Genomic DNA, 13,206 nt, shown 5'->3' with positions numbered 1-13,206 from the left:
AACTTCCTTTTCAACAAGTTTTTAGTTAGATTCCGCTAATAGAAGAAAATATATACAAAAAAGAGCTATCTCTTTTCAAAGATAGCTCTAATAAACGAATTACTTTTCTACTATTATGCTGTTTTTCTTTATAGATACACTTTTTGTAAATCCACTAACTACAAACATCACAATCATATTAATTAACAATGCGACTATACCTACATTTAAATCTTTTATAGACTGCGGAAAACTCGGAAACATCGTAGCTATATTAGAGCCCGATAAAGTGATATATGCAACAACTAATAACCCCATTCCCATTCCTGCAATCGCTCCTTGCTTTGTAATAACCTGACGTGGAAACAAGCTACATACAAGTGCAGGGAAAAGTTGTGTAACAATACTGTACCCCATTAATAGAAGGGCTCCTATTGTTTCTCCTCCTTTAAATGTAAATAAAACTGCTACGAGCGTTACTACAGGTACAAATAACTTTGCAGCTTTAGCAACTTGTCTATCTGAAGCAGATGGAACCATCGTTCGATAAATATTTTTCGCTAACAGTGTAGAAGCCGCCATAACAAGCATAGAGCCTGGAACTAACGCCGTTAATACTCCCGCACTACCAATAATTCCAATAAACCAAGGATCAAAAGTTTGTAAAGCAAGACGGAATAACGAAAGATCCACATCCGCTCCCTTTAACCCAGGAACTTGCAATATAGCAGCAAACCCTGCAAAAAATACGAAAAGTAACACTAAAGAATACAATGGCATAATTGCTGCATTTTTACGAAATACTTTTTCATTTTTTGCAGAAAAAGCAGAAGCAAATGTATGAGGCCACATATAAAAACCTAGGGCCGTTAATATAATAGTAGAAACAAACCAAGAAATACTCATTCCTTCTTCAGGTAAAGATAAAAATCCCGGCTTTGCTGCTTCTACAGCCTCAAACATAGGCTGAAATCCTCCATAATAATGATACGGTAAATATATACCTAAAAACATAACGATAAACAGTATCATAATATCCTTCAAAGCAGCCGTCCAAGCCGAACCGTGTATACCTGAAACCATTACATATATAGTTATAACAATAGCACCAATCCATACTGCAACAACAGGTGACACCCTTCCGTAAGAAGCTTCTGAAACGATAATCCCCAGTCCCTTTAACTGTAAAACAAGATATGGGATGATGGAAACAACACCAACAACTGAAACAATAAGTCCAAGCGCTTTACTTCTATATTTCTTCGCAAAAAAATCCGACTGCGAAACAAGGTTATGCTCTTTCGCATACTTCCAAATTGGTGGTAATAAAAAATACGATAAAAGATAAGCTAAAGCACCATATCCCAAAATATAAAAGGTAGGTGCTCCTTTACTATACGCCCAGCCGCTTCCCCCTAAAAATGTAAACGTCGTATAAATCTCACCTGCCATCAGGAGAAAAACAAAAATAGTGCCAAATCCTCTTCCCCCAACTGACCATTGCTCTAAATTCATATCTTTTCCATGTTGTGCCCGAATCCCTAAAAATAGTGCGAGAAACAAAAATAAAATAATGATAAGTAATGCAGTCATTTTACATCCTCCTTATTAGCGGGATCAAACACGTACACAAGCCCCATACAAAGAGATGTAATAAACACTGATAATAATACCCAAAATAATAAAAATGGCATCCCTAATACGTAAGGAGTAACTGAATTCGCAAATATTGGCCCAACTACTAAACAAAGAACTGGAATAAGCGCTAGGATGTATATTTTCTTCATCTCATTCTCCTTTACTTATAAAATTCATAATGGCTGATACAAAGACTTCCACTCCAATCGGTAATGCATCTTCATCAATTGTAAAACGAGGATGATGATGAGGATATATAATACCTTTCTCTTTATTTCCCGCTCCGATAAAAAAGAATGTCCCTGGTACCTTTTGTAAAAACGCCGAAAAATCTTCTCCAGCCATCGTCGGCTGCAAACGAACAACTCTATCTCTTCCATAAAGTTGTAATGCCGTTTGTTCAATAAGCTCTGTAACTTCATAATTATTTACAACTGGTCGATATCCATATTCATAAGAAAACGTATATTTCGCTCCGTAAGATTCCGTAATATGCTTCACAATCCGCTCAATCTTCTTCTCTGTTTCACCTCGTAACTCATGTCTTAAACTTCGCACTGTCCCTTCAATCTCCGCTTGCTCTGGTATTACATTATGAGTTGTCCCCGCATGAAATTGAGTAACGGATATTACGAGAGAATCTAATGGATTCGTGAGGCGAGATACAATTTGCTGAAGTTGCGAAACGACTTGTGTACCGATTGCGATACTATCCACCGTTTCATGAGGGATTCCAGCATGTCCACCTTTTCCCTCTATCCTAATTTTAAAAACATCCGGTGCAGCCATTGCAGGACCATAAATAACGCCTATTTTCCCAACCTCTAACGACGCCCAAAGGTGAGCACCAATGATATAATCCACACCTTCCATTACACCTGCCGCAATCATCTCCTCTGCACCACCAGGAAAATTTTCTTCAGCATGTTGGAATAGAAAACGAATCTCCCCTTTAATCTTCTCTCTTGCTTCTACTAACTTATATACAACCCCAAGTAATATCGCTATATGTCCATCATGACCACACGCATGCATCACACCTTTATATGTAGAAATAAAATCAAACTCATTTTCTTCATGAATAGGAAGAGCATCCATATCGGCTCGAACCGCAACTGTTTTGCCCGGCTGTTTACCTACTAACTTTGCCATCACACTATATTTAGTCGGCCGTGACACTTCTAAATATGGGCATTTCCGAAGTATATCGAACACAAACTGCGATGTTTTTTCTTCTTGAAAAGATAACTCTGGATACTTATGAAAATGCCTTCTCCACTCAACTAACTGATTTTTTGACAAAACAAGTTCCTTTGCAACATCCATACCCCTTCACTCCTTCTTCACCAAGTTAAATGTTATTATAACGCGAATTGTTAACTTTTAAAAGAATCTTCTGAATTTTCAATTATGATAAACCAAAAAGAAAAAGCCATCCAAAAGATGACTTTTTCTTTATTATAAAATAGTAATCGCTTGTTTTCCCATTTGCTCCCAAGCTTTCTCAAATTCTGCTCGTGGAACAGCCAAACGTGGATTATTTTTCAGAGGATCATTTACATATACAAAGTTTTGATCATATCCAATTACTACTGCACTATGCTCATAATATGTAATTTTCACTTCGCCTGAACTCGTATTCCATGTTTCAAAACTACTTTCAGCTAGCGGCTTAAACGTCGTATTAATAATGACCCATACCGGGGAGCCAGAACTAATTACTTTATATATATCTTGCATGTCTCTACCTGTTAAATTAATTACTTTTTCAGGAACATATTTTTCTGCTAAATCAAAGATTGGTTTATTGTATACACCATATCCAGGCTTTGCCTTTGTATAAATATTTCCTACAAACCCCTCGTAAGGATTTCCACGCAAACCATTTTGTTCAAATGGAACACGATAAATTTCGCTAGCAAGTTGCATCTTATCTACTTGTACACCTTTATATTGCAGCAACATAGCTAAACTTGTCACTTCACATCCTCGAGGTAATTCTGGTAATTGTTTAATAAACGGAACATCTTCAATCATAGCTGCTTCTTTCATTTCAGATAGAAACTCTAAGCGTAAAACTTGCGCCTTTTGCATGATTTTATCTTTCCCTATAAAAAATGCAGCAGCAAGTATAATACCAAAAACAAAAAGATATTTTAACTTTTTCATTATAAACAAAACTCCATTAATTATTATTTTACAGACACAACTCTTATCATTGTACCCTTCTTCTTACTAGTTTGCTAGAAAGATCATGTGAATTATCGCTCATAGAATTAATTATAAAAATTCTAATTATTTTTAATAAAAAGAAAAATAAATATACATTTCCAGAATATTTTGCTAAAATCAAAATTGTTAACATGGTGAAGATATCACCATGTTAACAAACATTCTTAGAGTATTTAGTCATAGTTCATTTTTTACATACTCCATTCATTTCATAGCAAATAAACCGAGTGTGTGTTGCATCCCCCACTAATGATTAAAAACTCAGAATAAAATGAAGTTCACACATTCAAGAAAATACGGGGTGAGGGGCATATGAATCAACAAATTGAACAAACAAATTTAAAACGAACAATGAAAAGTAGACACCTATTTATGATTGCACTCGGTGGTGTTATCGGAACCGGGCTATTTATGGGATCTGGTCAAATCGTCCATAATGCCGGACCTGGTGGCGCTATTCTTGCATTTTTAGTCGGTGGATTTGTTATGTATTTAACGATGTTATGTCTTGGTGAATTATCTGTTGCTATGCCAGAAGCAGGTTCATTCCAAAGCTATGCAAGCAAATTCATTTCACCTGGTTTTGGATTTGTTGTCGGTTGGATGTATTGGTTAAATTGGGCTGTTACAGTTGGCGTAGAGTTAACAACTGTAAGTATTTTAATGAAACGCTGGTTTCCAGACGTTTCTTCATGGATTTGGTGCGTTACATTTGCAGCAGCGCTCTTCCTCGTAAACGCTTTATCAGCAAAAGCATATGCAGAAGCAGAGTTTTGGTTCGCAAGTGTAAAAGTTGCAACAATCGTTATTTTCATCGTACTTGGTGGCGCTGTTATGTTCGGTTTACTAGACTTTAATGGAAAGCCAGCTCCGATGCTTCATAATTTCACTGAAAATGGCGGGCTATTTCCAAACGGTGCATTAGCTGTTCTTCTTACGATGATTACAGTAAATTACTCCTTCCAAGGAACAGAATTAATCGGAATCGCTTCAGGAGAAAGTGAAAATCCTGAAAAAACAATTCCAAAAGCGATCAAAAATACAATTTGGCGAACTCTCTTCTTCTTCGTCTTAGCGATATCAGTTGTTGTAGGTTTACTCCCATGGCAAGAGGCTAATCTAGTCGAAAGTCCGTTTGTACTTGTTTTTGATGTAGCCGGGGTCCCATATGCAGCAGACATTATGAACTTTGTTATTATTACAGCTGTATTATCCGTTGCTAACTCTGGTCTATACGCAAATTCTCGTATGCTGTGGGCGATGGCAAAACAAGGAATGGCAAGCCCAGCATTTACGAAATTAACTAAAAAAGGTGTACCGCTAAATGCATTAATTTTCAGTCTGATTTTTGCTAGCCTTTCCTTATTAACAAGTGTATTTGCGGCAGATACTGTCTTTCTAGTTTTAACATCTATTGCAGCAATGGCTGCCGTTGTCGTTTGGATGTCAATTGCCGCTTCACAGTTTTTCTTCCGTAGAAATTTCGTGAAAAATGGTGGCGACATAAATGATTTAAAATATCGTACACCGCTCTATCCGCTAGTTCCAATCGTGGCGTTCTTACTCAATTTCATTACATTTGTTAGTTTGGCTTTCATTCCAGATCAAAGAATTGCTCTTTATTGTGGCATTCCATTTATGATTATTTGTTACATTTTATACCAAGTTAAATATAAAAAAATTGTCACACTTGAACAGCCACGAACTATCACACAAAAAATAAACTAAATATACAAAATATTCAGCTATCTTTCTTATGATAAGATAGCTTTTTTCTATTTCTTGGATATCCTGGTATAACTTTATTTATCTTAAAATTTTCACAATCACGTTTTTCTCTGGAAAATAGTTTACAATGTAATCAAGTTACAAATGATATTCACCTTAAAAAGTGTGCATTTGTGTCTATTTTTTAACAATATATCAAAAACTATTGCCTTCTATAAATTAATAGGTTTATATTGTTTTATTGGCATAGTTTCAATCCAAGGAGAAAGGAGATTTTCAATCGTGCAACTAAAGAAAGCGTTTTGGAAGTTGGCTTCGCTTCTTCCGTTATCATTACTTCTGTTCCTCGGTGGCTGTGATAAAAAACTCGCAGTATTAAATCCGCAAGGACCTGTTGCAAAAGCACAGTATGATTTAATTGTTTGGTCATTCTTGCTTATGTCATTAATTATCGCAATTGTATTCATTCTGTTTACAGTCATCTTGATTCGTTATCGTGAAAAACCAGAGAATATGGACTATGAGCCACCTGAACAACACGGTAACACATTACTAGAAATTATTTGGACGCTTGTTCCTGTTATTATCGTTATCGCATTATCGATTCCAACAGTAAAAGCAACTTATGCTTCGGAAGAGGTTCCGAAAGAGTCCAAACATATTAAACCAGTTGAAATTTATGTTACATCTGCAAACTGGAAATGGTTATTCAGTTACCCAGAGGAAAAAATTGAAACCGTTAACTATTTAAATATCCCAGCTGGTGTACCAATTCAATTCAAACTGACTTCTGTCGGCCCAATGAATGCTTTCTGGGTACCAGAACTTGGTGGTATGAAGTACACAATGGATGGCATGATTATGGATCTTTATTTACAAGCTGATAAGCCAGGTTCTTACCTAGGCCGTAGTGCGAACTTCTCTGGTGAAGGATTCACACACATGGAGTTCGAAGTTGAAGCAAAAACTAAAGAGAAATATGACAAGTGGGTTAAAGAAGTACAAGAAAAGGCTGATAAGTTAACCGAAGAGAAGTACAACGAAATTATTAAACCTGGTGTAGTTGGACGCATGACGTTCTCTAGTCACCACTTAAGTTATGTAGATCCAAAATCACTTGAATATTGTGATTACAACTACTACAAAAACAAAAAATAATAGCTATTATTCCAACAGATTGGAGTGAACACAGTGAAGCTTGATGAATTCTTTGTCACAGGTGACCCGATTATTTACGGTGCAGACGCTTCTATCGTTCTTGTGACATTAGCAATCATTTTCGTACTAACAAAGTATAAAAAATGGAAATGGCTTTGGGACGAATGGTTGACAACTGTTGACCATAAAAAAATCGGAGCCATGTATATTATTTCTGCGGTTATCATGTTATTCCGTGGTGGTATGGATGGTTTAATGATCCGTGCACAGTTAACATTCCCAGAAACAACTTATTTAAACGCTGAACACTATAACGGAATCTTTACAACGCATGGTACAGTAATGATTCTTTTCATGGCAATGCCATTCGTTATGGGATTAATGAACCTTGTAGTACCATTACAAATTGGTGCTCGTGACGTTGCATATCCGTTCTTAAATGCTTTAAGTTTCTGGTTATTCTTTGTCGGAGCAATGTTATTCAACATCGCTTTCGTAATCGGTGGTTCTCCAGACGCTGGGTGGACTTCTTACTTCCCAATGGCAGGTACAGAGTTTACTTCAGGCGTAGGAAATAACTACTACGCAATTGCATTACAGATTTCAGGTCTCGGTACGCTAATGACCGGTATTAACTTCCTTGTTACTATCTTAAAAATGCGTACACCTGGTATGACTTTAATGAGAATGCCAATGTTTACTTGGTCAATCTTAATTACAACAATTATCATTATTTTCGCTTTCCCAGTATTAACAGTTGCTCTTGCATTAATGACATTTGACCGTCTATTCGATGCTCACTTCTTTACGATGGCGAGCGGCGGTATGCCGATGTTATGGGCCAACCTGTTCTGGGTATGGGGTCACCCTGAAGTATATATCGTTATTTTACCGGCATTCGGTATTTTCTCTGAAATCATTAGTACATTCTCACGTAAGCGTCTATTCGGTTACAGTGCGATGGTATACTCAATGGTTGCAATTTCTTTACTAAGTTTCGTCGTATGGCTTCACCACTTCTTCACGATGGGTGCAGGTCCAGCGGTTAACTCATTCTTCTCGATTTCGACAATGGCGATTTCGATTCCAACCGGGGTTAAGATCTTTAACTGGTTGTTTACACTGTATAAAGGACGTATTCGTTTTACAGTTCCAATGCTTTGGTCATTGGCATTTATTCCAAACTTCGTAGTCGGTGGGGTTACAGGGGTTATGCTTGGAATGGCAGCAGCTGATTATCAATACCATAACAGCTACTTCCTAATTGCTCACTTCCACTACGTATTAATCGCAGGTACAGTATTCGCTATGCTTGCTGGATTCACATTCTGGTATCCAAAAATGACTGGTCATATGTTAAATGAACGCCTAGGTAAATGGACATTCTGGATCTTTATGAGCGGATTTAACATCTGTTTCTTCCCAATGTACTTCTTAGGTTTAGACGGTATGACTCGTCGTATGTACACTTACTCTGAAAGTCTTGGATGGGGATGGCTAAACCAAATCGCATCTGTTGGTGCGGTAATGATGGGTATTGGCTTCCTACTTCTTTGCTACAACGTAATTTGGAGTGCACGTCACGGTGAACGTGACACAACTGGAGATCCATGGGATGGTCGTACACTTGAATGGGCAACTCAATCTCCTGTACAACATTACAACTTCGCAAAGCTTCCTGAAATTAAAGAAGCTGATGCTTTCTGGTACATGAAAAAACGCGGAGAAACAGTTACACCAGCAGCAGAAGATATCAAACCAATTCACATGCCAAGTAACTCTGGTGTGCCTATTATTGCGTCTTTATTCTTCGGTCTTGCAGGTTTCGCATTAGTATTTAGCTGGTTCTGGCTTGCAGCAATCGGTGGTATTGGTATTTTAGCTTGCTTAATCTATCGTTCATTCGATTATGACGATGGTTACTACGTAAGTGTTGATGAAATTAAAGAAACAGAACATATAGCATGAGAGGTGAAATGACATGGCGGCTTTAGATAAAAGCTTACCTTTGGAATATCAATCCGAACAAAGCAGATTGAATATCCTAGGATTCTGGATTTTTCTTGGGGCTGAAATTATGCTGTTCGCAACACTTTTCGCCTCTTATCTAGTCCTTGCTGGTCGTACGGCAGATGGCCCAACTCCAGCGCAACTGTTTGAACTTAAAACGCTTTTAATTCAAACATTACTACTTTTAACAAGTAGTTTCACATGTGGTATCGTAATTCACGAAATGCGTAAGCACAACCAAAAAGCGATGCTTGGATGGTTCGTCCTTACATTACTTTTAGGTGCAGGTTTCCTATTCTTCGAGATTGAAGAGTTCATTATGTATATTGGTGAAGGCGCAACAATTCAAACAAGTGCTTTCCTATCTGCATTCTTCGTTCTTCTTGGAACGCATGGAGCCCACGTAACAGGCGGTATCATTTGGGCAATTTGTGTTATTATCCAAATTTTAAAACGAGGTCTAACACCAGTTACAGCTCGTAAAGTATTCATTATCAGCTTATACTGGCATTTCCTTGACCTTGTTTGGGTCTTCATTTACACACTAGTTTACTTGAACGGGATGGTGGCGTAAATGGCTCAAAACAACAATCAAGCAAATGGGCATGCGCATAGCGGATTCCCTTGGTCACACGTTTTCGGATTTATTTTATCGCTTGCATTAACGTTTCTAGCGTTATACGTGGCACTTTACACAACATTGCCACTTTCAACAGTCTTAACAACTATTATCATCATGGCTGTTGCGCAAGCATTGTTACAATTAATTATGTTCATGCATTTAAAAGAAGGAGAAGGAAGAGTTCAAATTCTTACAATGATATACAGTTTCTTCGTTGCAACTGCAACAGTTGGTTTAACTGTATGGATCTTCTTCTCAATGTAATGTACATGAAAAAGACTGCTGAGATTCCTCAGCAGTCTTTTTTTATCCCCTCCCCTATTACATCCACATTACGGAATTAACAACAGAATCATGAAAAATATACTTATTATGACAAATGTTAAGAAAAGTCTTTCTTTATGAAATCGAATCCATATGCGTTGCTTTTCTACCTATTATATGGCTAAATAGGTACTATATTTATTTGAAGGGAGAGAACGCAATGGAACATCATACTTCTGTTCTATCACTTATGGTTATCGTTGCAATCGCGTTTTTCGTTCCCCTTTTGTTACAACGCTTTAAATTAAAAGCACTTCCTGTTGTCGTTGCAGAAATTATTGCAGGAATCTTTGTAGGTAAAAGTGGGTTTAATATTATTGAGCCAGATATATGGCTTCAAGTTTTATCAACATTAGGATTTATCTTCCTCATGTTCTTAAGCGGTTTAGAAATTGATTTTTCTATCTTTAAACAAAAAGGGAAAAAAAATACGACAAACGAGCCAAATACATTTCAAGCAGCAAGCATTATCTTCTTATTTATTTTCATCTTATCTTATGCCCTATCATTACTATTCGTATGGCTAGGATTCGTAGATAATGCAATGTTCATGACTTTAATTATTTCAACTATTTCTTTAGGTGTTGTTGTACCAACATTAAAAGAGAACAACCTAGGAAAAACTGCAATCGGACAAATCATTTTATTAGTTGCTGTTATTGCAGACTTAGTTACAATGATTTTACTCGCTGTTTTCGTCGGATTAAATTCCGAAAGCGGCCAAAGTATGTGGCTCTTACTTCTTCTATTCGGTGCCGGTATTGTCATTTACTTTATTGCAAAACGCTTTAAAAACATTCCATACTTAGATAGTTTAAAAGCTGGTAGTGTACAAATTGATACACGGGCTGTTTTTGCACTCATTTTAATCTTAGTTGGTTTATCAGAATCTGTTGGAGCAGAAAATATTTTAGGTGCCTTCTTAGCAGGCGTACTTGTATCGTTATTATCACCAAATGAAGATATGGTTGAAAAACTTGATTCCATCGGCTATGGTTTCTTCATCCCTATTTTCTTCGTAATGGTTGGTGTAAATCTAGAGGTATGGTCTATTTTCAAAGAACCTTCTAGCATGCTAATGATCCCAATCTTAATTGTAGGACTCTTTATTTCAAAACTCTTACCATCACTCGTCTTACGAAAATGGTATCCACGTAATATCGTACTTGGAAGTGCAATTTTATTAACATCGACACTTTCTTTAGTTATTGCGGCTGCACAAATTGGTGAAAAACTGGGGATTATCAGTCCAAGTTTATCTGCCTCTCTTATTTTAAGCGCAGTTATTACTTGTATTTTTGCACCTATATTATTTAAAAAAATGTTCCCAAAAGTAGAAACACCAAAACCAAAAGTAGCTATTATTGGCGCGAGCAGAATTACCCTTCCGTTATCACTAGATTTAAAACGAGAAGATTATGACGTAACGCTATATATGATGCGTCAAAACAAAATAAATGATGAAGAAGCGAAATCACATGACTTTCCTATCGTGAAATTAGATGACATCACAATTGCATCATTAACTGAACAAACAGCATTTGATGCAGATCGCGTCGTTGTTGCAACAAGCGATGATGAACAAAACTTATTATTGGCAGAACATGCAAAAGAGCTAGGTGTTGAACATGTTATTGCAAGTGTAGAAGATCCACTTCTACAAGAAAAAGCAACGCAAGAACATATCGCTGTATTCTCAACAATTAACTCTACACGTATTTTATTACGTGCACTTATTGATAAACCTAGTCTCGTTCGCTTAATTACAACAGCAAACGAAACAGTACGCGAAGTTGAACTGCGCAGCAATAAATATAACGGCATTGCGCTTCGCCGCCTCCCGTTTTTAGGTGATGTACTTGTCATTCAAATCTACCGCGGTAATAAAGCATTAATACCACATGGTGATACAAGACTACAACACGGTGATACATTACTTGTAACAGGTTCGAAAGAGCATATCGATACACTAAAAAACATATTAGAGTAAAAAAAATGCCCCCCACATAATTGAGGGGCATTTTTTAATTTTCATATGGTAAAATGTTACTATCACATATTATGAGGATGGATTACATTATGTCTATTGTAACTTTAGCTCTCTTATTATTAGCAGAAGTACTCGTCGCCATTATTCTCATCGGTGTTAGCATTGAAATTTGCAGCTATGGTTGGAAAAAATCAAATGGAGTTAAATACTCATGCCTTTTTCTTTCACTCCTTCTAGGAACCGCTAGTATACTCGGCCTTCTCGCTGCACCTGCATACTTCTTTATACAACTTATAGAAAAAGGTTTATAAGAAAGGATGATAATATGATTACTGTGCAGTATATTGATGCATCCGAGACACACTTATTACGCCAAGCGGTGTTGCGTCCCAATCAGTCCCTAGCAGACTGTAAATACTCTTCTGACTACGAAAAAGACACATTCCACTTAGGTGCCTTTATAAACGATGAGTTAATTAGCATCGCTTCCTTCTCAAAAGAAATATATCCTGATTTGCAAAATGGTATCCATTATAGACTACGAGGAATGGCAACATTACCTAACTTTCGGAACAAAAGAGCTGGAAGCTCCTTAATTCAGAAGGCAGAACAAATTTTAAAAGAACGGAAAGCAAACATTCTATGGTGTAATGGCCGTATTACTGTAACTGACTATTACAAGCGATTAGACTTTCAGGAGCATGGTGAAATCTTTGAAATTGAACCGATTGGCCTTCATAAAGTTTTGTATAAAAAGATATAAGAAAAGCTTTCCTCAATACGGGAAAGCTTTTCTTATATTTCAATCTTCACTTTTTATCTTTTTCATATATATGTAGATAAATAAACTAGGAACTAAAAAACAAGCAAACATAATAAGTGCTGTTATACTTATTTCTTTTATCGAGATATCTGGTGTTACAATGATACAAACAACTAATATCCCAATAATAATACCTACTGGAATTAATAATAATTTCATGAAATAGCTACGTGACACTCCGCCTGTGTGCTCATATACCTCTACAGAATGTTTTAAATTTAAGAAGTTAATAACTACGATCCCGCCAATAAATATCATTAATAAATCCGAAACACTTTCATATCCTGCCTCTTGCAAGACATAGCGGTAAAAGATGATAGCTAGTATGACGATATTTTGTAAGATGAAAGCCAATCTAATATGTTTTAACCCTTCAATCATTAAACGTTCATCTTTCACGATTTTCATCCTATCACTCCTTTTCCTCCCAAAACAACTCATTCAACGTTTTATCTACTGCATAACAAATTTTCAAACATAAATCTAAAGATGGATTGTATTTCCCCTTCTCAATTAAACTAATCGTTTGCCTTGTAACGCCTACTTTTTCTGCTAATTGTTGCTGTGTTAAATCTAACTGAACACGCGCGACTTTTATTTTACTTACAGCCATTCATGTTCCTCCTCCACCTTTATTGTAACATATATATTCCTTTAAGTAATTTATATTTTACAAAACCAATTAAGTTTTCACCTTATTCC

The 13,206-nt window shown here is 36.5% G+C and carries 14 protein-coding genes; 8 read left to right on the top strand and 6 right to left on the bottom strand.

Features of this window, described 5'->3' with window-relative positions; genetic code table 11:
- Positions 1 to 99: 99 nt before the first annotated feature.
- From DOS87_RS03670 to DOS87_RS03655, 4 genes are all read right to left on the bottom strand, one after another.
- Positions 100 to 1,572 (bottom strand): sodium:solute symporter family protein, encoded by a 1,473-nt coding sequence (locus tag DOS87_RS03670; protein ID WP_000125940.1) that lies wholly within the window; start codon positions 1,570 to 1,572, stop codon positions 100 to 102.
- Entirely contained in the window at positions 1,569 to 1,766 is a 198-nt protein-coding gene (locus tag DOS87_RS03665; RefSeq protein WP_000725525.1) for a DUF3311 domain-containing protein, read from the bottom strand. Before DOS87_RS03665 ends, DOS87_RS03670 begins: the two co-directional genes overlap by 4 nt.
- Position 1,767: 1 nt before the next feature.
- Positions 1,768 to 2,943 (bottom strand): amidohydrolase, encoded by a 1,176-nt coding sequence (locus tag DOS87_RS03660; RefSeq protein WP_000382123.1) that lies wholly within the window; start codon positions 2,941 to 2,943, stop codon positions 1,768 to 1,770.
- A gap of 132 nt (positions 2,944 to 3,075) precedes the next feature.
- The gene (locus DOS87_RS03655) at positions 3,076 to 3,786 is read right to left on the bottom strand and encodes a C39 family peptidase (RefSeq protein ID WP_000734492.1); all 711 of its coding nucleotides are present in this window, start codon (positions 3,784 to 3,786) and stop codon (positions 3,076 to 3,078) included.
- Positions 3,787 to 4,161: 375 nt separating this feature from the next.
- On the opposite strand from DOS87_RS03655, the gene DOS87_RS03650 reads away from it, so the two are divergent.
- The 8 genes from DOS87_RS03650 to DOS87_RS03615 all read left to right on the top strand — a co-directional run bounded on the left by DOS87_RS03650 (position 4,162) and on the right by DOS87_RS03615 (position 12,444).
- Positions 4,162 to 5,577, top strand: coding sequence for an amino acid permease (locus DOS87_RS03650; RefSeq protein ID WP_001075767.1), 1,416 nt, complete (start codon positions 4,162 to 4,164; stop codon positions 5,575 to 5,577).
- Between the two features lie 282 nt (positions 5,578 to 5,859).
- Positions 5,860 to 6,735 (top strand): cytochrome aa3 quinol oxidase subunit II, encoded by an 876-nt coding sequence (locus DOS87_RS03645; protein ID WP_001176164.1) that lies wholly within the window; start codon positions 5,860 to 5,862, stop codon positions 6,733 to 6,735.
- Positions 6,736 to 6,768: 33 nt separating this feature from the next.
- Positions 6,769 to 8,703, top strand: coding sequence for a cytochrome aa3 quinol oxidase subunit I (qoxB, locus tag DOS87_RS03640; RefSeq protein ID WP_000762373.1), 1,935 nt, complete (start codon positions 6,769 to 6,771; stop codon positions 8,701 to 8,703).
- A gap of 13 nt (positions 8,704 to 8,716) precedes the next feature.
- Complete coding sequence (gene qoxC / locus DOS87_RS03635) at positions 8,717 to 9,319, top strand: cytochrome aa3 quinol oxidase subunit III (RefSeq protein WP_000729316.1); 603 nt, start codon at positions 8,717 to 8,719, stop codon at positions 9,317 to 9,319.
- On the top strand, positions 9,320 to 9,631 hold the full coding sequence (gene qoxD, locus DOS87_RS03630) for a cytochrome aa3 quinol oxidase subunit IV (RefSeq protein ID WP_000068425.1): 312 nt from the start codon (positions 9,320 to 9,322) through the stop codon (positions 9,629 to 9,631).
- Between the two features lie 220 nt (positions 9,632 to 9,851).
- Positions 9,852 to 11,681: a monovalent cation:proton antiporter family protein gene (locus DOS87_RS03625; protein WP_000399955.1), complete on the top strand. Its 1,830-nt coding sequence runs from the start codon at positions 9,852 to 9,854 to the stop codon at positions 11,679 to 11,681.
- 53 nt (positions 11,682 to 11,734) lie between these two features.
- The gene (locus DOS87_RS03620) at positions 11,735 to 11,992 is read left to right on the top strand and encodes a DUF4022 family protein (RefSeq protein WP_003260542.1); all 258 of its coding nucleotides are present in this window, start codon (positions 11,735 to 11,737) and stop codon (positions 11,990 to 11,992) included.
- Positions 11,993 to 12,006: 14 nt separating this feature from the next.
- A complete protein-coding gene (locus tag DOS87_RS03615) occupies positions 12,007 to 12,444 on the top strand; it encodes a GNAT family N-acetyltransferase (protein ID WP_000633847.1) in 438 nt (145 codons plus the stop codon).
- Positions 12,445 to 12,483: 39 nt separating this feature from the next.
- Here the strand turns inward: DOS87_RS03615 and DOS87_RS03610 are convergent, their stop codons facing one another.
- Together DOS87_RS03610 and DOS87_RS03605 are read right to left on the bottom strand one after the other, a co-directional pair.
- Positions 12,484 to 12,912 (bottom strand): hypothetical protein, encoded by a 429-nt coding sequence (locus DOS87_RS03610; RefSeq protein WP_098578296.1) that lies wholly within the window; start codon positions 12,910 to 12,912, stop codon positions 12,484 to 12,486.
- Between the two features lie 4 nt (positions 12,913 to 12,916).
- Positions 12,917 to 13,117, bottom strand: coding sequence for a helix-turn-helix transcriptional regulator (locus DOS87_RS03605; RefSeq protein WP_000301184.1), 201 nt, complete (start codon positions 13,115 to 13,117; stop codon positions 12,917 to 12,919).
- Positions 13,118 to 13,206 lie beyond the last annotated feature (89 nt).

This window comes from Bacillus sp. CR71, from assembly GCF_003429245.1.
In the GTDB taxonomy this organism is placed as follows: Bacteria; Bacillota; Bacilli; order Bacillales; family Bacillaceae_G; genus Bacillus_A; species Bacillus_A thuringiensis_S.
The sequence above is the reverse complement of the archived record's forward strand: the minus strand, read 5'-3'. Positions and strand labels throughout refer to the sequence as shown.

Coding starts and splice junctions, on each gene's coding strand:
- DOS87_RS03610 (WP_098578296.1), bottom strand. CDS start 12,912: ATGAAAATCGTGAAAGATGAACGTTTAATGATTGAAGGGTTAAAACAT.
- DOS87_RS03670 (WP_000125940.1), bottom strand. CDS start 1,572: ATGACTGCATTACTTATCATTATTTTATTTTTGTTTCTCGCACTATTT.
- DOS87_RS03660 (WP_000382123.1), bottom strand. CDS start 2,943: ATGGATGTTGCAAAGGAACTTGTTTTGTCAAAAAATCAGTTAGTTGAG.
- DOS87_RS03615 (WP_000633847.1), top strand. CDS start 12,007: ATGATTACTGTGCAGTATATTGATGCATCCGAGACACACTTATTACGC.
- DOS87_RS03605 (WP_000301184.1), bottom strand. CDS start 13,117: ATGGCTGTAAGTAAAATAAAAGTCGCGCGTGTTCAGTTAGATTTAACA.
- DOS87_RS03665 (WP_000725525.1), bottom strand. CDS start 1,766: ATGAAGAAAATATACATCCTAGCGCTTATTCCAGTTCTTTGTTTAGTA.
- DOS87_RS03625 (WP_000399955.1), top strand. CDS start 9,852: ATGGAACATCATACTTCTGTTCTATCACTTATGGTTATCGTTGCAATC.
- DOS87_RS03650 (WP_001075767.1), top strand. CDS start 4,162: ATGAATCAACAAATTGAACAAACAAATTTAAAACGAACAATGAAAAGT.
- qoxC (WP_000729316.1), top strand. CDS start 8,717: ATGGCGGCTTTAGATAAAAGCTTACCTTTGGAATATCAATCCGAACAA.
- DOS87_RS03655 (WP_000734492.1), bottom strand. CDS start 3,786: ATGAAAAAGTTAAAATATCTTTTTGTTTTTGGTATTATACTTGCTGCT.
- qoxD (WP_000068425.1), top strand. CDS start 9,320: ATGGCTCAAAACAACAATCAAGCAAATGGGCATGCGCATAGCGGATTC.
- DOS87_RS03620 (WP_003260542.1), top strand. CDS start 11,735: ATGTTACTATCACATATTATGAGGATGGATTACATTATGTCTATTGTA.